The 17,323-nt window shown below is 73.8% G+C and carries 19 protein-coding genes; 12 read left to right on the plus strand and 7 right to left on the minus strand.

From position 1 onward, the window contains the following. The first annotated feature begins 129 nt into the window (after positions 1–129). The 8 genes from OG764_RS26910 (at position 130) to amaP (ending at position 5,628) form a co-directional block, all read left to right on the plus strand. On the plus strand, positions 130–1,728 hold the full coding sequence (locus tag OG764_RS26910) for an ABC-F family ATP-binding cassette domain-containing protein (protein WP_328971006.1): 1,599 nt from the start codon (positions 130–132) through the stop codon (positions 1,726–1,728). A gap of 319 nt (positions 1,729–2,047) precedes the next feature. Beyond that, positions 2,048–2,269: a helix-turn-helix domain-containing protein gene (locus OG764_RS26915; RefSeq protein WP_007263382.1), complete on the plus strand. Its 222-nt coding sequence runs from the start codon at positions 2,048–2,050 to the stop codon at positions 2,267–2,269. Between the two features lie 120 nt (positions 2,270–2,389). Beyond that, entirely contained in the window at positions 2,390–3,169 is a 780-nt protein-coding gene (locus OG764_RS26920) for an enoyl-CoA hydratase/isomerase family protein (protein WP_328973188.1), read from the plus strand. Between the two features lie 238 nt (positions 3,170–3,407). Beyond that, on the plus strand, positions 3,408–3,857 hold the full coding sequence (locus OG764_RS26925; protein ID WP_328971007.1) for an Asp23/Gls24 family envelope stress response protein: 450 nt from the start codon (positions 3,408–3,410) through the stop codon (positions 3,855–3,857). 26 nt (positions 3,858–3,883) lie between these two features. Then, positions 3,884–4,069, plus strand: a complete 186-nt coding sequence (locus OG764_RS26930) for a hypothetical protein (protein ID WP_328971008.1) — start codon at positions 3,884–3,886, stop codon at positions 4,067–4,069. Positions 4,070–4,073: 4 nt separating this feature from the next. Beyond that, complete coding sequence (locus OG764_RS26935; RefSeq protein WP_328971009.1) at positions 4,074–4,445, plus strand: Asp23/Gls24 family envelope stress response protein; 372 nt, start codon at positions 4,074–4,076, stop codon at positions 4,443–4,445. Then, positions 4,442–5,068, plus strand: a complete 627-nt coding sequence (locus OG764_RS26940) for a DUF6286 domain-containing protein (RefSeq protein ID WP_443056057.1) — start codon at positions 4,442–4,444, stop codon at positions 5,066–5,068. Before OG764_RS26935 ends, OG764_RS26940 begins: the two co-directional genes overlap by 4 nt. Continuing rightward, positions 5,065–5,628 carry an alkaline shock response membrane anchor protein AmaP gene (amaP, locus tag OG764_RS26945; protein ID WP_443056058.1) on the plus strand — a complete coding sequence of 188 codons (564 nt, stop codon included), beginning with the start codon at positions 5,065–5,067 and terminating at the stop codon, positions 5,626–5,628. The genes OG764_RS26940 and amaP overlap by 4 nt, the downstream gene beginning before the upstream one ends. Positions 5,629–5,832: 204 nt before the next feature. On the opposite strand, the gene OG764_RS26950 is transcribed toward amaP, so the two are convergent. The 6 genes from OG764_RS26950 to OG764_RS26975 all read right to left on the minus strand — a co-directional run bounded on the left by OG764_RS26950 (position 5,833) and on the right by OG764_RS26975 (position 9,672). Then, on the minus strand, positions 5,833–6,588 hold the full coding sequence (locus OG764_RS26950) for an SDR family oxidoreductase (protein ID WP_328971012.1): 756 nt from the start codon (positions 6,586–6,588) through the stop codon (positions 5,833–5,835). A 10-nt stretch (positions 6,589–6,598) separates the two neighbouring features. Beyond that, positions 6,599–7,417 (minus strand): SURF1 family cytochrome oxidase biogenesis protein, encoded by an 819-nt coding sequence (locus OG764_RS26955; RefSeq protein ID WP_328971013.1) that lies wholly within the window; start codon positions 7,415–7,417, stop codon positions 6,599–6,601. A 156-nt stretch (positions 7,418–7,573) separates the two neighbouring features. Beyond that, a complete protein-coding gene (locus tag OG764_RS26960) occupies positions 7,574–7,807 on the minus strand; it encodes a hypothetical protein (RefSeq protein WP_328971014.1) in 234 nt (77 codons plus the stop codon). 64 nt (positions 7,808–7,871) lie between these two features. Further along, on the minus strand, positions 7,872–8,855 hold the full coding sequence (locus tag OG764_RS26965; protein WP_328971015.1) for a DEDDh family exonuclease: 984 nt from the start codon (positions 8,853–8,855) through the stop codon (positions 7,872–7,874). Further along, on the minus strand, positions 8,852–9,052 hold the full coding sequence (locus OG764_RS26970; protein WP_328971016.1) for a hypothetical protein: 201 nt from the start codon (positions 9,050–9,052) through the stop codon (positions 8,852–8,854). The genes OG764_RS26965 and OG764_RS26970 overlap by 4 nt, the downstream gene beginning before the upstream one ends. Beyond that, positions 9,049–9,672, minus strand: a complete 624-nt coding sequence (locus OG764_RS26975) for a TetR/AcrR family transcriptional regulator (protein ID WP_328971017.1) — start codon at positions 9,670–9,672, stop codon at positions 9,049–9,051. Before OG764_RS26975 ends, OG764_RS26970 begins: the two co-directional genes overlap by 4 nt. A 124-nt stretch (positions 9,673–9,796) precedes the next feature. Between OG764_RS26975 and OG764_RS26980 the strand changes: the two genes are divergently transcribed. The 4 genes from OG764_RS26980 to OG764_RS26995 are packed head-to-tail and all read left to right on the plus strand — an operon-like array spanning position 9,797 to position 14,020. After that, positions 9,797–10,594, plus strand: coding sequence for an acetoacetate decarboxylase family protein (locus tag OG764_RS26980; protein WP_328971018.1), 798 nt, complete (start codon positions 9,797–9,799; stop codon positions 10,592–10,594). A gap of 1 nt (position 10,595) precedes the next feature. Then, positions 10,596–11,480, plus strand: a complete 885-nt coding sequence (locus OG764_RS26985) for an SDR family NAD(P)-dependent oxidoreductase (protein ID WP_328971019.1) — start codon at positions 10,596–10,598, stop codon at positions 11,478–11,480. Positions 11,481–11,504: 24 nt separating this feature from the next. Next, positions 11,505–12,794 carry an amidohydrolase family protein gene (locus OG764_RS26990; protein WP_328971020.1) on the plus strand — a complete coding sequence of 430 codons (1,290 nt, stop codon included), beginning with the start codon at positions 11,505–11,507 and terminating at the stop codon, positions 12,792–12,794. Beyond that, complete coding sequence (locus OG764_RS26995) at positions 12,794–14,020, plus strand: amidohydrolase family protein (protein WP_328971021.1); 1,227 nt, start codon at positions 12,794–12,796, stop codon at positions 14,018–14,020. The genes OG764_RS26990 and OG764_RS26995 overlap by 1 nt, the downstream gene beginning before the upstream one ends. Positions 14,021–14,063: 43 nt before the next feature. Here OG764_RS26995 and OG764_RS27000 read toward each other — a convergent pair whose 3' ends face one another. Further along, positions 14,064–17,189, minus strand: coding sequence for an NACHT domain-containing protein (locus tag OG764_RS27000; RefSeq protein WP_443056059.1), 3,126 nt, complete (start codon positions 17,187–17,189; stop codon positions 14,064–14,066). Between the last annotated feature and the right edge of the window lie 134 nt (positions 17,190–17,323).

The raw sequence follows: 17,323 nt of genomic DNA on the forward strand, positions 1-17,323 counted from the left end.
CGCACCCCCGTTAGACTGGTCCTCATGTCACATCTCCTTGTGCATTAGCGGCGTCGAAGAATCGCGCCCTGCCTCAAAGGCGCGAGCAGCGCTGTCCTTCCGCCGTCCATACCGCCCTGGAGTATTTCCGTGATCACCGCCACCGGCATCGAGCTGCGCGCCGGCGCCCGCGTCCTCATCGAGTCCGCGTCCTTCCGCGTCGCCAAGGGCGACCGCATCGGCCTCGTCGGCCGCAACGGCGCCGGCAAGACCACGCTCACCAAGTGCCTCGCGGGCGAGGGGCAGCCGGCCGCCGGCAGCATCGCCCGCTCCGGCGAGGTCGGCTACCTCCCGCAGGACCCGCGCACCGGCGACCTCGACGTACTCGCCCGCGACCGGATCCTCTCCGCGCGCGGGCTCGACGTACTGATCAAGAAGATGCGGATGAACGAGGAGCGCATCGCCACCGGCGCCGGCGCCACCCGCGAGAAGGCCCTGCGCCAGTACGAGCGCCAGGAGACCGAGTTCCTCACCAAGGGCGGGTACGCGGCCGAGTCCGAGGCCGCCACCATCTCGGCCGCCCTCGGCCTGCCCGACCGGGTGCTCGGCCAGCCGCTGCACACCCTCTCCGGTGGTCAGCGCCGCCGCGTCGAGCTCGCCCGGATCCTCTTCTCGGACGCCGACACGCTGCTCCTCGACGAGCCCACCAACCACCTCGACGCCGACTCGATCGTCTGGCTGCGCGACTACCTCAAGACGTACCGCGGCGGCTTCATCGTGATCTCCCACGACGTCGACCTGGTCGAGACCGTCGTCAACAAGGTCTTCTACCTCGACGCGAACCGCTCCCAGATCGACGTCTACAACATGGGCTGGAAGCTCTACCAGCAGCAGCGCGAGGCCGACGAGAAGCGCCGCAAGCGCGAGCGCCAGAACGCCGAGAAGAAGGCCGCCGCCCTCAACTCGCAGGCCGACAAGATGCGCGCCAAGGCCACCAAGACCGTGGCCGCGCAGAACATGGCCAAGCGCGCCGAGCGGCTGCTCTCCGGCCTGGAGGCGGTCCGCGTCTCCGACAAGGTCGCCAAGCTGCGCTTCCCGGACCCCGCGCCCTGCGGCAAGACCCCGCTCACCGCAGAGGGCCTGTCCAAGTCGTACGGCTCCCTGGAGATCTTCACCGACGTCGACCTGGCCATCGACAAGGGCTCCCGCGTCGTCATCCTCGGCCTCAACGGCGCCGGCAAGACCACCCTGCTGCGGCTGCTCTCCGGCACCGAGAAGCCGGACACCGGCGAGGTCACCCCCGGCCACGGCCTCAAGCTCGGCTACTACGCCCAGGAGCACGAGACCCTGGACCCGGAGCGCACCGTCCTGGAGAACATGCGCTCGGCCGCCCCCGACCTGGACCTGGTCGAGGTCCGCAAGACCCTCGGCTCGTTCCTGTTCTCCGGCGACGACGTGGACAAGCCTGCGGGCGTGCTCTCCGGCGGCGAGAAGACCCGGCTGGCCCTGGCCACCCTGGTCGTCTCCTCCGCCAACGTGCTCCTCCTCGACGAGCCCACCAACAACCTCGACCCCGCCAGCCGCGAGGAGATCCTCGGCGCGCTGCGCACGTACAAGGGCGCCGTCATCCTCGTCACGCACGACGAGGGCGCGGTCGACGCCCTGGAGCCGGAGCGCATCATCCTGCTCCCGGACGGCGTCGAGGACCTGTGGGGCCCCGACTACAAGGACCTGGTGGCGCTGGCCTGAGGCCGCGCGGCGGGTGATCCACGGCGTTCTGGATCATTCGGCCCATGGGTGATCCATCATCTGAGTGAGACGGTCTCGTACCGCTGCGTGCTGTACACCGGCCCCGGCCGTGTCCCCGAGGGGGCGCGACCGGGGCTTCGCGTTGATCCTTTGGCCGTTCTGACCTGCCGATTCCCGCCGCCGGAGGGCTCCCTCCGCAGGCCCGCCGGACCGTCCGCGAAAAATGCGGCCCGACGGACCTTGTCGAATGGGTGGCCAGGAAGGCCGAGAGGGGTGATCATGAGAAGCACCAGAGCGCACTTCCCATGAGGAGGCACGGGTGGCCGAGACTCTGAAGAAGGGCAGCCGGGTAACCGGCGCTGCGCGCGACAAGCTCGCGGCAGACCTGAAGAAGAAGTACGACTCCGGTGCGAGCATCCGGGCGCTGGCCGAGGAAACGGGCCGCTCCTATGGATTCGTCCACCGGATGCTCAGCGAGTCCGGAGTCACGCTGCGAGGTCGCGGTGGCGCGACGCGCGGCAAGAAGGCGGCCGCGGCCTGATCCGGGCCACGCCGAGGATCATCACCGTCATCACCTTCGTGACCCCCGGTCGGCCGAGAGGTCGACTGGGTGGTTACTGTGCAGTCACTTATGACTCGGCTGCTCTCCCCGGAGGCGATGATGGCTCTGCTCGACAAGGACGGCGTACGGCTCACCGTCGAAGACACGGTCGCCACGGTGACACTGACCAATCCGGCCAAGCGAAACGCTCAATCCCCCGCGCTCTGGCGGGCGTTGACGGAGGCCGGGCGGTCGCTGCCGGGCAGCGTGCGGGTCGTCGTCCTCAGCGGCGAAGGACAGTCCTTCTCCGCGGGGCTCGACCGGCAGGGGTTCACCCCCGAGGGCTTCGAGGGAGAGCCGTCCTTCCTTGATCTGGCACGCGGTTCCGACGAAACACTGGACGCGACGATCGCCGAATACCAGGAGGCATTCACCTGGTGGCGGCGCAACGACATCATCACCATCGCCGCGGTACAGGGCCATGCCATCGGGGCCGGCTTCCAGCTGGCCCTCGCCTGCGACCTGCGGGTCGTGGCCGAGGACGTGCAGTTCGCCATGCGTGAGACGAGCCTGGGCCTGGTGCCGGACCTGACCGGAACCCATCCGCTCGTCTCCCTCGTGGGGTACGCGCGCGCCCTGGAGATCTGCGCGACCGGCCGCTTCGTCCACGCGGCGGAGGCCGAGCGGATCGGCCTGGCCAACCTCGTCGTGCCCGCCCCCGAACTCACCGGCGCGGTGAAGGACCTCACCGCCGCCCTCCTCGCCGCGCCCCGGGACGCCGTCGTCGAGACGAAGGCCCTGCTGCGCGGCGCCGCCACGCGCGGGTACGAGGAACAGCGCGCCGCCGAGCGCGCCGCCCAGGCCCGCCGCCTGCGCGACCTGGCCGGCATCTCCGACTGACCGACCCGTCCGCGCCAGGACGACACCGTGTGCTCCCGTGGGGGGCCGGGCACCCGCCCGGCCCCCCACGCCACGTTCGGCCCCCACCGGCATGAGAGCCCGCCCGGCCGGGAAGGAGCCAGGCGTCCCGCCCTGCCGCGCCGCGCGCGTCCCACCGGGGGAGGCGTCCCCCAAGCGCCACCGGGTGCGCGCGCTTACCGTGGTCGAGGAGCCCCGTACGCCCGAAGGGACACAGACGATGACCGAAAGCGTGACCGGGAGCAAGACCAGCGTGACCGGGGGCAAGACCCTCCCCGCGGCCGAACGCGGCCGCACCACCATCGCGGACGGCGTGGTGGAGAAGATCGCGGGCCTGGCCGCCCGCGAGGTGCTCGGCGTGCACGCCATGGGCAGCGGGCTGTCCCGCACGTTCGGCGCCGTACGCGACCGGGTGCCCGGCGGCGGTGGCGGCAAGTCCGTATCGCGCGGGGTGAAGGCCGAGGTGGGAGAGGTCCAGACGGCCCTCGACCTGGAGATCGTCATCGACTACGGCGTGTCGATCACCGAGGTCGCCCGGGCCGTCCGTGAGAACGTCGTCTCGGCGGTGGAGCGCATGACCGGCCTCGAAGTCGTCGAGGTCAACATCGCGGTCACCGACGTCAAGCTGCCCGACGAGCCCGACGACGAGCCGGAGACCCGGATCCAGTAGGCGCGTGGTGGCGAGAGGAGCGCGCGATGAGCATGGCCGTGACCGGAATGGCCGCCGGGATGGCACTCGGGTTCGCCGGGTACTTCGGCGGCTTCGGAGCCTTCCTGCTGGTGGCGGCGCTCGGCGCCGTCGGATTCGTCGCCGGCAGGTTCTTCGACGGCGACCTGGAACCGGGCGATTTCTTCCGCTCGCGCGACGACCGGCGGCGGTGACCGGATGACGTCGCCCGCGCCCCGGTCCTCCAGGACCGTCCGCCTCGCCCCCGCGGACCGCGGGGCCACCCGGATCGCGGACCGGGTGGTCGCCCGGATCGCCGCCCAGGCGGCCCGCGAGGCCCTCGGGGCACCGCAGCCCGAGGCGGCGCCGCCGCACGCCTCGGTCACCGTCCACCACGACATCGCCCGGGTCCGCATCACCCTCGAACTCGGCTACCCCGGCGACCTCGGCGCCCAGTGCGCCGCCGTCCGCCGGCGCGTCGCCGACCGCATCGAGGAACTCGCCGGGATGGCCGTACCCGAGGTCGACATCGACGTGGAGCGGCTGCACTCCCTCCAGACCCGCCCGGGCGCCCGGGCCCGGCTCCGGTGAGCGGCGCGCCCGCCGGCCCCGCCCCGGCAGACGCGACCCCGGCCGGTCCCGCACCCGCCGGACCGGCTCCGCCGCCCGCTCGGGCCGGCCGGTTCCGCTCGGCCCGCCGCGTGCCCGCGGCCCTCACCGCCGCCGTCGTACTCGGTGCCGCCGCGCTCCTCCTGTACGACGTCACCGCCGTGCGCCTCGACCGGCCCGGCATGCAATGGCGCCGGGCGCTCGCCGACCGGCTGGCCGGCCACACCCTCGACGACCCCGGGACGGTCACCGCCGCCGTCGTCCTGGTCCTCCTCGGCGTCCTGCTGCTCGTCCTGGCGCTGACCCCGGGACTGCGCCACGTCCTGACCATGCGCAGCCCCGACGCGTCGGTGCGGGCCGGGCTGACCCGCAAGGCGGCCGGGCTGATCGTGCGGGACCGGGCGATGGAGGTCTCCGGGGTGCAGGCCGTCAAGGTCACCGTGGGCCGCGCCCGCATCCGGGTCGGCGTCTCCTCGCACTTCCGCGAACTGGACGACGTACGCACCGAACTCGACACGGTGCTGGCGGTGGCCGTCGACGAACTGGGCCTCGCCCACGCACCGCGCCTGCACGTACGGGTCACCCGACCGGCCCGGAAGGGGTGACGCGCATGCTGGGGACCGTCAACCGGATCCTGCTCGGGCTCGCCGGGCTCGTGCTGACCGCGCTCGGCACGGTCCTGCTGACCGGATTCCGGCCCTACGAGGGACGGCACGACGTGCTGCTCGGCGACGCCGAACGCACGCGGTGGCAGGAGCACGGATGGTGGTGGCCGGCGGTCATCGCCACCCTCGCCGTGCTGGTGCTCCTCGCACTGTGGTGGCTGCTCGCGCAGCTGCGGCGGTCCCGGCTCGCCGCGGTCCTCGTCGACACCGGCGACGGCGCCGGGGCGGTGCTCCGCGGCCACGCCCTGGAAGCGGCGCTGACCGCGGAGGCCGCGGCGCTGGACGGGGTGGCGCACTGCCAGGTCACCCTGCACGGGCGGCGCGGCGCGCCGCGGGCCCGGGTGCGGATGCGGCTCGCGCCGCACGCCGTGCCCGCCGACGCGCTGGCCGGACTGGCCGACGAGGTGCTGGCGCACGCCCGCGCCTCGGCGGGGCTGGCCGACCTGCCGGCGGAGGCCCGCCTCCAGGTGGCGTCCCACCACGCCCGGCGCGTCACCTGACGGGGTCCCGGCCGGCGATCAGCCCACCGGCCGGGATGGAGCCGCGGGGATGGAGCCGCCGGGACGGGGGCCGCGGGGATGGAGCCGCGGGGACGGAGCCGCGGGGACGGAGCCGCGGGGACGGAGCCGCGGGGACGGAGCCGCGGGGACGGAGCCGCCGGGACGGGGGCCGCCGGGACGGAGACGCCGGGCCGCAGAGCCGGCTCAGAAGCCGTGCCGGGAGCCGCCGTCGACCGGGAGCATCACACCGGTCAGGTACGAGGCGGCCGGCGACAGCAGGAAGGCGGCGGTGCGGCCGAACTCCTCGGCAGTGCCGTACCGGCGCAGCGGGATGCGGGACTCGTTGGCGACACGGGCCGCCTCGGCGTCGCCGGACAGCGCGTCCAGCTCCCGCACCCGGTCGGTGTCGATCCGCGCCGGCAGCAGGCCGACCACCCGGATGCCCTGAGGGCCCAGTTCGTCCGCGAGGGACTTCGCGAACCCGGCGAGGCCGGGCCGCAGCCCGTTCGAGATGGTCAGCCCGGGGATCGGCTCGTGCACCGAACCGGACAGCACGAAGCCGATGACGCCGCCCTCGTCCAGCTCGGCCGCCGCCGCCCGGGCCAGCCGCACCGCGCCCAGGAACACCGACTCGAAGGACGCCGTCCACTGCGCGTCCGTGTTGTCGGCGGCGAAGCCGGGCGGCGGGCCGCCGACGCTGACGAGGATGCCGTCGAAGCGGCCGAAGTGCTCCCGCGCGGTGGCGATCAGCCGGTGCGCGGTCTGCGGGTCGGCGTTGTCGGCGCTCACGCCGACGGCGTTCGGGCCGATCGCGGCGGCGGCTGCCGTGATCCGCTGCTCGTCCCGCCCGCTCACGACGACCTTCGCGCCGTCGGCGGCCAGTTCGCGCGCGGCGGCGAGGCCCAGCCCGCGGCCGGCTCCGGTGACGACGTAGACGCGGTCTCTCAGTCCAAGATCCATGCGTCACACGCTACGCGGTGGCGGGCTCGGGTTCCGGGCCGTCCGCGGCCAGGGCCGCCGCCGTCGCGGCGGCCCGGGCGGCCGCCTCGTCGCGGTCGCGCTTCTCGCGGCGCACCAGCACCACCCAGCCCACCGGGACGGCGGCGGCGAACAGCCACCACTGGACCGCGTACGCCATGTGCGGGCCGATCGAGTCGTGGTCGGGCTCGGGGACCGGCTCGGGGCTGTCGCCGGCCGGGACCGGCGCGGTCAGCTCCAGGTAGCCGCCGAGCACCGGCCGCTTCAGGGCGGCCGCCTGCTGCTCGCTGTTGATGAGCATCACCTGGCGGTCGGGCAGGCCCTTGCGGTCCTTGATGCCGCTGCCGGCGCTGGTCTCGTCGGCCTTGAGGCGACCGGTCACCGTGACCTCGCCGCGGGGGGCGGCGGGCACCGGCGGGTAGGCGCGTACGTCGCCGCCGCTCGCCACCCAGCCCCGGTTGACGAGCACGGCGCGGCCGTCGGGCAGCACCAGCGGGGTCACGACGTGGAAGCCGACCTTGTCGTCGGCGGAGGTCCGCATGCGCACCACGACCTCGTGGGCGCCGTCGTAGCGGCCGGTGGCGGTGACGGTCCGCCAGTAGTCGGCGCGCGGTACCTCGCGGCCGGGGGCGGCGAGGTCGGTCACCGGGACCGGCTTCGCGGCGAGGCTGCCGGCGATCAGCTCGTTCTGCGCGACCCGGTGCTCGTGGCGGTGGAACTGCCAGAAGCCCAGTCTGATCATCCCGGGGATGAGGGCGAGGGCGAAGAGGGTGAGGAACACCCACTGCCGGGTCAGCACAAAGCGGTACACGCCGTCGACGGTACCCGCAGCGGTCCGGGCCCCGGCCGCGGGGGTGCCCCACCCGCCCGGACACCGCGGCCGTGCGGCCACGCGGGTACGCGAACGCCCGGGGCCCGGTCTGCGGGCGCCCGGGCGTGCGGACGACGGGGAGCCGGACGGCGGGGGTCAGACGTGGTCGACGATGCCCACCTCCCCCTCCGCGCGGGCGCAGTGCCCGCCGCAGAACCACTGGCCATCGACCTCGACGCCCTGGCCGATGATCTGGACCCGGCAGTGCTCGCAGATGGGCGCCATGCGGTGGATGGCGCAGGAGAAGCAGTCGAAGACGTGCACCGCGCCCTGCGCGTGCACCTCGAAGGACATGCCGTAATCGTTTCCGCAGACCTCACAACGTGCCATGCGCCACAGGGTGGGACCGCGGGGTACCGGGGGGCGAGCGGGCGCCGGGCGCGTCGCCCCACGGTCACCCGTCTGCCGCAGCCACGTCCCGCAGCAGCTGGGTGAAGGCGGCCTCGTCGACGACCGGCGTGCCGAACGTCTTCGCCTTCACCGTCTTCGACGTCGCCGAGTCCGGGTCGTTGGTCACCAGCAGGCTGGTGAGCCGCGACACACTCGTGGCCACGTGTAGCCCCGCCTCGACGGCCCGGTCCTCCAGGAGCTCCCGGTCCACCGAGGTGTCACCCGAGAAGGCGATCCGCATGCCCTGCCGCAGCGGCCGGCCGTCCTCGTACCGGCCCGGGTTGGGGTACGGGCACGGGGGCCGCTTGCGCGAGGGCCGCCAGCTGCCGCCCGAAGATCCGTACGAGGCCTGGTAGCCGATGCGGGGTGCGGCGGGGGAGTCCGACCACTCGGTCAGCGGCCGGCACTCCAGCAGCGGCAGCCGTACGCCGTCGCGCGCGGCGGCGTGCAGCGAGGGCCGGAACGCCTCGGCGAGCACCCGGGCGTCGTCGAGCGCGTGGTGCGCGCGCTGCTGCACGACCCCGAAGTGCGCGGCCAGCGACTCCAGCTTGTGGTTGGGCAGCGGCAGCCGGAGCTCCTTCGACAGGGCGATGGTGCACAGCCGCTGACGGACCGGCGCGGCGGTCGCCGCCCGGGCGTACTCCCGGGCGATCATCTGCCAGTCGAACATAGCGTTGTGCGCGACGAGCACCCGGTCCGCGAGGCGGCCGGCGAACTCCTCGGCGATGTCCTGGAAGAGGGGCGCGCCGTCGAGCATGTCGCTGGTGAGGCCGTGGATCCAGACGGGACCGGGGTCACGCTGCGGGTTGACCAGGGTGTACCAGTGGTCCTCCACGTTGCCCTGCGCGTCGAGCCGGTAGACGGCGGCGGACACTATCCGGTCGTCGCGAGCGAGCCCGGTGGTCTCCACGTCGACCACCGCGTACCCCTGCGGGTACGCGGCGGGCCACGTCGTCTCTGCGGTCGTACGGTCGTCGAGCATGGTCACAGAGAATACGGGCCCGCACCGACACCCCGCTCCCGCACTCCCGGATCCGGCCGGGAGTGCGGGAGGGTGACGGGCTCGGGGCGGGCGCCTCGGCCGAGTTCGGCGACCAGGTCGCCGGCCGTGAGGCGGGCCGGCGAGGCGCAGGCGTCGACCGGGCCGGGGAACAGCCGGTACGAGGTGCCCGACGCCCGCTTCATCCGGCGGGCGGCAGCAGTGACGCGACCAGGGCGCGGACCGACAGGAGGAAGAGGCGGTCCGGGTCGGCCGGACGGGCCAGGGCGCGGGCCAGGGCCGGGTCCTCGGGGGCGGTGGCCGGGTCCCACAGGTCGCCCTCGGCCGGTGACTGGGCGGGGGAGCGCTCGCGGTTGCGCTCGACCAGGACGAAGCCCACGATCTGGAACTGGATCGCCCGTACGGCGTCCGCCGCGGCGCTGCCGCGCAGCCCGGCCGCGTGCACCTCGTGCACCAGCGCCTGCTGGGCGGGCAGGAACATCCGCTCGGTCAGGCCGCGTTCGTGGACCATCGCGATCAGGTGCGGGCGGTCGCGCACCTCGCGGCGGAGCATCCGGGCCACCGACACGATCCGCTCGGCGGGGGTGCGGCCGGCCGGCCGGATCGCGCCCATCTCGGTCACGGTCCGCTCCACGAGCGCGTCGAGCAGCGATTCGCGGTTGCCGACGTGCCAGTAGATGGAGGTGACGGCGGTGCCGAGCTCGGCGGCCAGTTTGCGCATGGTCAGGGCCGCCGGCCCGTGCTGTCTGACCAGGGACGCGGCCGCCGCGAGCACGTCCGAGCGGGTCAGCGCGCTTCGAGTCATTCCGTCCCCCGGAATCTGATGATTCGTCAATTCTGGTCCGTGCAGGCCTCTTTACCCTTCATCGGCGGCGGTGTAACTGTGTTACAGAACCCCCGGGACGAACCCAACGAAGGGTGGTACACCCATGGCACGGGTACGCTACGGCGCACGCACCGAGGCCGAGATCGCGGCCTCCCGCGCGAAGAGTTCCAAGCTCCCCGACATCTGGTCCACCGGTGTGGTGGCCGTGTGGGAGAGCGACCCCGAGGTGGTGGCGGCCGTCCTGCCGCCGCCCCTCAAGCCCGCCGAACGCCCCCTGGTCCGGGCCAACATCAGCAAGGTCGACCTGCCCGGCTACCCGCTCGGCGCGGGCTCCGTCGCCGTCGCCGCCCGGCACGGCGGGGTCGAGGGCTGGTACCCGCTGGTCATGCCGATGACCCTGGAGCGGGCCCTGACCGGCGGCCGCGAGGTCTTCGGCGAGCCCAAGAAGCTCGGCGAGGTCACCGTGGAGCGCGACGGCCTGGTGGTGCGCGCGGCCCTGGCCCGGCACGGCATCGCCTTCGTGGAGGTCCGCGGGGCCGTGGACCGCGCCCTGCCGCTCCCCGAGCCCGTGCAGAAGACCGACTTCTACTTCAAGTTCCTTCCCGCGGTTGACGGTTCCGGCTTCGACGGCGACCCGGTGCTCGTGCACTGCACGCGCAACGAGAAGGTCCGCAAGCTGGAGAACGTCACCGGGGACGTGGTCCTGCGCGAGTCGATGTTCGACCCGGTCGCCGACCTCCCGGTCCGCCGCCTCGTCGAGATCACCATCGGCGAGAAGACCACCGACCAGCAGGGCCGGGTCGTCGAACGGGTCAGCGCGCAGGCCCTCCTCCCGTACCTCCACCAGCGCTACGACGACCCGCAGCAGGCCTTCGACGGCCCCCCGGAAGGGAGCGTCTGAGATGCGGCTCGAATCCGGACAGGTCGCCGTGGTCACGGGAGCCGCGAGCGGCATCGGCCGGGCCATGGCCCGCCGCTTCGCCGCCGAGGGCCTCAAGGTGGTCCTCGCCGACGTCGAGGAGGGCGCCCTCGCCAAGGCCGCCGGGGAGCTCGCCGCCGAGGGCGCCGAGGTGCTCGCCCGGGTGGTCGACGTCAGCGACCGCGACTCGGTGACCGCCCTCGCCGACGCCGCGTACGGGGCCTTCGGTGCGGTCCACGTGCTGTGCAACAACGCCGGCGTCGGATCCGGCGCCGAGGGCCGGATGTGGGAGCACGAGCCCAACGACTGGAAGTGGGCGTTCTCCGTCAACGTCTGGGGCGTCTTCCACGGCATCCAGGCCTTCGTGCCCCGCATGATCGCCGGCGGCGCCCCCGGCCACGTCGTCAACACCTCCTCCGGCGACGGCGGCATCGCCCCCCTGCCCACCGCCTCCGTGTACGCCGTCACCAAGGCGGCCGTGGTCACGATGACCGAGTCCCTCTACGCCCACCTGCGGGCGGAGGGCGCCTCCGTCGGCGCCTCCGTGCTCTTCCCCGGGCCGCACATGCTGCGCACCGGCCTGTGGGAGTCGCACCGCAACCGCCCCGACCGGTACGCCAAGGAGCGGCCGCGCAGGACCCCGTACCGCAGCCTCGACCAGTGGGAGGCCGCGATGAGGGAAGCCGGCCAGGAGATCGCCTTCACCCCGGTCGAGGAGGTCGCCGAGCACGTCGTGGACGGCATCCGCGCCGACCGCTTCTGGATGCTCCCGGCCAGCGAGCACAGCGACCGGCAGATCAGGGCCCGCTCGCAGTCGATGCTCGACCGCGCCAACCCCGCCTACCTGGAACGCTTCATCCTCGACTAGGGACGCCTCGTGAGTGACACACCCGTGAGTGAGACTCCGTACGAAGACCCGTATCTGATCATTTCCTCCGACTGCCACGCGGGCCTGCCCACCGAGCGGTACCGCCCCTACCTCGACTCCCGGTTCCACCCCGAGTTCGACGAATTCCTCGGCCAGCGCGACGCCCGCCGCGAGGAGGCCACCCGGCTCGGGGTGCGCAACGAGGCCTTCGCCGAGAAGTGGTTCCACGACCACGAGGAGGGCCTCAAGGGCGGCTGGGACACCACCCAGCGGCTGAAGGAGCTCGACGGCGACGGGGTCGCGGCCGAGGTCGTCTTCCCCGACGCGGACGCCGTCGACAGCCAGACCGCCGCCCCCTTCGGGGTGGGCCTGGGCCTGTCCGGCGACCAGGACCCCGAACTCGGCATGGCGGGCGCGCAGGCGCACAACCGCTGGCTCGCCGAGTTCGTCTCCGCCCACCCCGAACGGCACTGCGGTGTCGCCCTGCTGCCCATCACCGGGGAGCCGTCGAAGGTGGTCGCCGAGATCCACCGGGCCAAGGAGTCCGGCCTCGGCGCGCTGATGATCCCCTCGATGTGGGTGGACAAGGCGCCCTACCACGACCGCCGCTACGACCCCGTGTGGGCGGCCGCCGCCGAGACGGCCATGCCGATCGTCACCCACTCCGGCGCGGCCCCGCGCCACGAGTACGGCGACCACCTCGGCATCTACGTCTCCGAGGTCACGTGGTGGCCGGCCCGGCCGCTGTGGTTCCTGCTCTGGTCGGGGGTCTTCGAGCGCCACCCGGGCCTGAAGTTCGGGGTCGCCGAGTCGGGCTGCTGGTGGCTGCCGAACCAGCTGTGGTTCATGGACCGGCTCTACCTGGGCGCGCACGGCGGCAAGAAGCTGTCCCCGTTCGCGGAGCTGAAGCGCCCGCCCAGCGAGTACCTGGACCGGCAGGTGTTCGTCTGCGCCACCAACACCAAGCGCCGCGAGCTGGCGCAGCGCTACGAGATCGGCGTCGACAACATCCTGTGGGGCTCGGACTTCCCGCACCCCGAGGGCACCTGGCCCCACACCCGCACCTGGCTGAAGAACACCTTCCACGACATCCCGGTGGCCGAGACCCGCCGGATGCTGGGCCTGGCCGCCGCCGACGTCTTCGGCTTCGACACGGCCAAGCTCGCCCCGGTCGCCCGCCGGATCGGCCCCACCCCGGCGGAGCTCGGCCAGTCGCCCGACCAGGCGGCGGTCGAGGCCTCATGGGCGCGCTCCCGCGAGGTCGGCCGGCACTGGCTGACGGACAACGACTTCCCGGTCCTGGGGGCCTCCTGATGGACGACCGCTACACCGTCATCTCCGCCGACTGCCACGCGGGCGCCGACCTCCTCGACTACAGGCCGTACCTGGACAAGCGCCACCACGAGGACTTCGACGCCTGGGCCGCCGGATACGTCAATCCGTACGAGGACCTGCTCGCCGACACCGCCGACCGGAACTGGAACTCGCCCCGCCGGCTGGCCGAGCTCGAAGCGGACGGCATCGTCGCGGAGGTCCTCTTCCCCAACACCATCCCGCCCTTCTTCCCGAACGCCTCCCTGATGGCCCAGCCGCCGACCCGGGCCGAGTACGAGCAGCGCTGGGCCGGCCTCCAGGCCCACAACCGCTGGCTCGCCGACTTCTGCGCCGACGCCCCGGGCCGCCGGGCGGGCGTGGCGCAGATCCTGCTGAACGACGTGGACGCGGCGGTCGCGGAGATCCGCCGCTGCCGCGACGCGGGCCTGACCGGCGGCATCCTGCTGCCCGGCGTACCGCCCGGCTCGACCGTGCCCGAGCTGTACTCCTCGGTGTACGACCCGATCTGGGCGGTCTGCGACGAGCTGGACGTACCGGTGAACCACCACGGGGGTTCCGCGTCCCCGCCGCTGGGCGACGAACCGGCCGCGCGGGCGGTCTTCATGGTCGAGGCCACCTGGTTCTCGCACCGCGCCCTGTGGCACCTGATCTTCGGGGGCGCGTTCCGCCGCCATCCGGGCCTCAAGCTGGTCCTCACCGAACAGGGCTCCGGCTGGATCCCCGGGGTCGTGGAGATGCTGGACTACTACCACGGGCGCCTGGTCGCGGCCGGGGCGTCGGCCGAGACCGCCGAGAAGAAGTTCGGCGCGGGCCTGGCCGAGTCCATGGGCAAGGGTCCGGGCGAGGTCTGGCGGGACAACTGCTTCGTCGGCGCCAGCTTCATGCGCCCGCACGAGGTGCCGCTGCGGGACCGGATCGGCCTCGACAAGATCATGTGGGGCAGTGACTACCCGCACGACGAGGGCACCACCCCGTACTCCCGCGAGGGCCTGCGCATCGCGTACGCGGGGCTCCCGCGCGAGGAGGTCGCCGCGATGGTCGGCGGCAACGCCGCCCGGGTCTACGGCTTCGACCTCGCCGTCCTCGACCCGATCGCGGCCAAGCACGGCCCGACCGTGGCGGAGGTCGCGCGGCCGCTCACCGAGATCCCGCCGCAGGCCACCAGCCCGGCCTTCGCCCGCGGCGGGTCCGTACGGGTCTGGTGACCGGGCGGATGTCGTGAACCGCACCCCCTCCCGCCGGACCGGCTCACTCGTGGACCACGAGCCGGTCCGGCGGGAAGAGGTGTGCGCCGAGCGGCTGCGCAGTGCCGGAGACGTGCACCGTCAGCCGGTCGAGGTCCCGCAGCGGCCGCAGGTCGACCGGGCCGCCGCAGTCGGTGAGGTACAGCTGCTCCAGCCGTGGCAGGGAGCGCAGCGGCTCCAGTCCGGAGGCGAGCGCGGACTGGCTCACCGAGAGGTGGGTCAGCTCGCGGTGCCGCAGCAGGGTGGCCACGTCCAGTGCGCTCTGCCCGGTCATGTGCAGGAAGGTCAGCGCCGGCAGCGGGGTGAGGCGTTCCAACTGCACGGCCTGCCGGTCGCCGCCGATGGTCAGGGACCGCAGCCCGGGCCATTTCTCCAGTCCGTCCAGGGACAGCCCGTGCGCTCCCCGGTAGAGCGCCAGCCCGATCAGCCCGGGGCCGACCGGGATCTCGCCCACCGAGGCGGGGCCGGTGTCGAAGTCCAGCCCGAGGTGGGTGAGCGCGGGCAGGTCCGCCAGCGGCTCCAGGCCGAGCCCGTCGGCGAGCCGGTAGAGGTAGAGGGCCTCCAGCGGGAGTCCGCGCAGCGTGTCGAGGTCGACGTGCGGGCAGCCGTTGATGCCGAGCTGGCGCAGCTGTGGCAGCCCGCGCAGCGGCCCGAGGTCGCGCAGGCTCGCGTTGCTCGTGAGGAACAGGCCCGTGAGGTCCCGATGGGAGAGGAGGTCCCGCGGGATGCCGTGGTCGCCCTCCAGCTGGATCCGGGTGATGTGGCGCAGCCGGGGCAGCTCGGCCACCTGCTCGGCCGTCCGGGTCTGGAGGAACGCGCCCGGGAGCGGAATCGCGCCGAGGACCGCGTCCACATAGGCGGTCGCGTCGAACGATCCCCAGTTCACCGCCAGTTCGAGCTGCACCTCGGCCCGCTCGTCGGCCCGGAACCCGGCGATCACCTCCAGCGCCCGGTCGCCGCCCACGAGCGCCGCCGTGCGCACGGTGGCCGCCGCTTCCCGGGCGGCCAGCTCGTCGGCGCCCTGCAGCATCTCCAGGACCAGCTCCCCGGCCTTCGCTAGCTCCTCCGCCTGGGTCCGGCCGCGCGGCGGCAGCAGCTCGGCGGTGCGGGTCTCGATCTCCGCGCGTACCGCCGGGTCCAGTTCGGGCGCGTGCTCCAGGCAGGCCGCGGCCAGCAGCACCAGCCGGCTGCGGTAGCGCGGGGACCGGTCCGCGTGGCGCAGCAGGCTCCGCAGCAGGTGGGCGCGCTCGCCGGGCCGGGCGTGCCCCACCGCCATCCGTACGACGTCGTCCCAGCCGTCGTCGTAGGCGTTGCGGGCCAGCACCCCGAAGTCCCGGCTCTCCACGGCCTCCTTCGCGCCGAGGTAGTCGAGGAAGGTCCGGTGGACGAACTCCACGGCGCCCGGGGCCGGTTCGCGCAGCACCCCGCTGCGGATCAGCAGGTGCGAGAAGACCTGCTCGGCCGTGCCCTGGGCGCGGACCTGCGGCATCGCGTCCAGCCAGCCGTCGATCATGAGCACCGCGTCCTTGCGGCGGGCCTCCTGCTGGTCGTTGCGGATCAGCCAGTACGCGAGGCGCTGGAGCAGCACCATCTGCTCGTCGCGGGTCAGCTCGACGCCCTCCACGCCGTTGATCTCGCGCTCGGTGTCCCGTCGTACGAGCAGCAGGTCGAGGGCGGCGTCGTACAGCTCCTTGCGGGCCCGGGGCAGCTGCATCCGGCGGTCCCGGTTCAGGGCGCACAGCAGCGCGCACATCAGCGGGTTGGTGGCCAGCCGGCCCAGGTCGCGGCGGGTGGTGACGGCCTTGACGAGGGAGGCCTCGTAGGTGTCGAGGCCGGCGAGGTCGTCGGGCCGCTCCTCGGCACGGGCCGCCCGGTGCCAGTGCCCGATGAAGGTGCGGATGCCGTCGCGTTCCATGGGGAGCAGGGAGTGGGTGGTGAAGCCCTGGCCGGCCAGCCAGCCCTCCGGCACCGCCGACGGCCGGGTGGTGACCACGTAGCGGGCGTGCGGGTAGGCCGCGATCAGGTTCCGCAGCCAGGCCTCGGCCCGGTTGCGCAGCCGCTGCGGGACCTCGTCCACGCCGTCCACCAGGACCAGGGCCCGCCCCTCGGCGAGCAGCCGGCCCGTCCAGCCGGGCGGCGCCGAGCCGTGCAGCGGCACCCCGGCCGCGGCCAGGAAGCCGTCCGGGTCCGGCAGCGCGCCGGGGGAGTTGAAGGACCGCAGCCGCAGCACGAACGGCACGCAGGTGTTCCAGTCCCGCAGCTCGGGGCCGAAGCTGCGGCGGGCCGCGTTCAGAGCCAGCCACTGCACCAGCGTGCTCTTCCCGGACCCGGCCGGCCCGCGCAGCAGCACCCTGGCCGCGCCCGCGAGGGCCTGCTCCGCGCTGACCGGGGCGCCGAGCCCGGGCCCGGGCACCCCCGGGCCGCCCGGCGGCCGGCCGTCGGCGCTCACCGCGAGGCTGATGTACGCGGTGTCGAGCGGCCACTCCCGGTGCCCCCGGCCGAGCGTGAGCCCGAACAGCTCCAGCCGGGACTGGGTGGCGGCGAGGTACTCGGCGTAGCGCTGCTCGAAGGCGTGCGCGGCCGCGTCGGGCACCGGCCCGAGCCGCTCCCGTACGTCGGCCAGCGAGCGGGCCAGGTCGCCGGTGCGGCGGACGAGTTCGACGTCGGCGCGCGCGCCGAAGCCCGGCAGCGTGGTGGCGTACTCCAGCACGTGCCGGCAGCAGAGTCCGACCAGCTCCCGGTAGCCGGCCTGCGCGGGCCCGCTCAGGCCGGCCGGCGGAGTGTGCGCGAGGACGGCCGCCGCCAGCCGGTCGGGGTCGAGGTCCAGGGCGAACAGGGCGTCCGGGCCGAGCGCGCCCAGCGCGGCGAAGGCGTCCCGTACGGCCTCGACGGCGGCGGCCCGCTCCGACTCCGGCAGCCGGTCGGCCGGGCCGCGCAGGCGGCGCTGCAACTCCTCGGTCAGGCGCAGCAGTTCGGGCTCTCCGAGGGTGGCGGGGCGGCGCCAGCGCGGGGCCGGCGCGGTCGGGCCGGCGGCCAGACCGGCGCCGGGCGCCCGGCCGAGCGCCGCCTTGACCAGTGCGCTCACGGCGGTTCCCGCCGCTTTCGCGAGCAGTGTCTCGAAACCCGTCACGCGTCCCGCCCCTCCGCCGCCCCCGGACCCGGGCGCCCAGTATCGGCGGGGGTCGGCGGTCCGTACAGGCGGGTACCCGCCGATCTGCCGGTACCCCCGGTAACATCCGCGGATACTGATTGGTAACAACCCCT

The organism is Streptomyces sp. NBC_00239 (genome assembly GCF_036194065.1).
Taxonomy (GTDB): Bacteria; Actinomycetota; Actinomycetes; order Streptomycetales; family Streptomycetaceae; genus Streptomyces.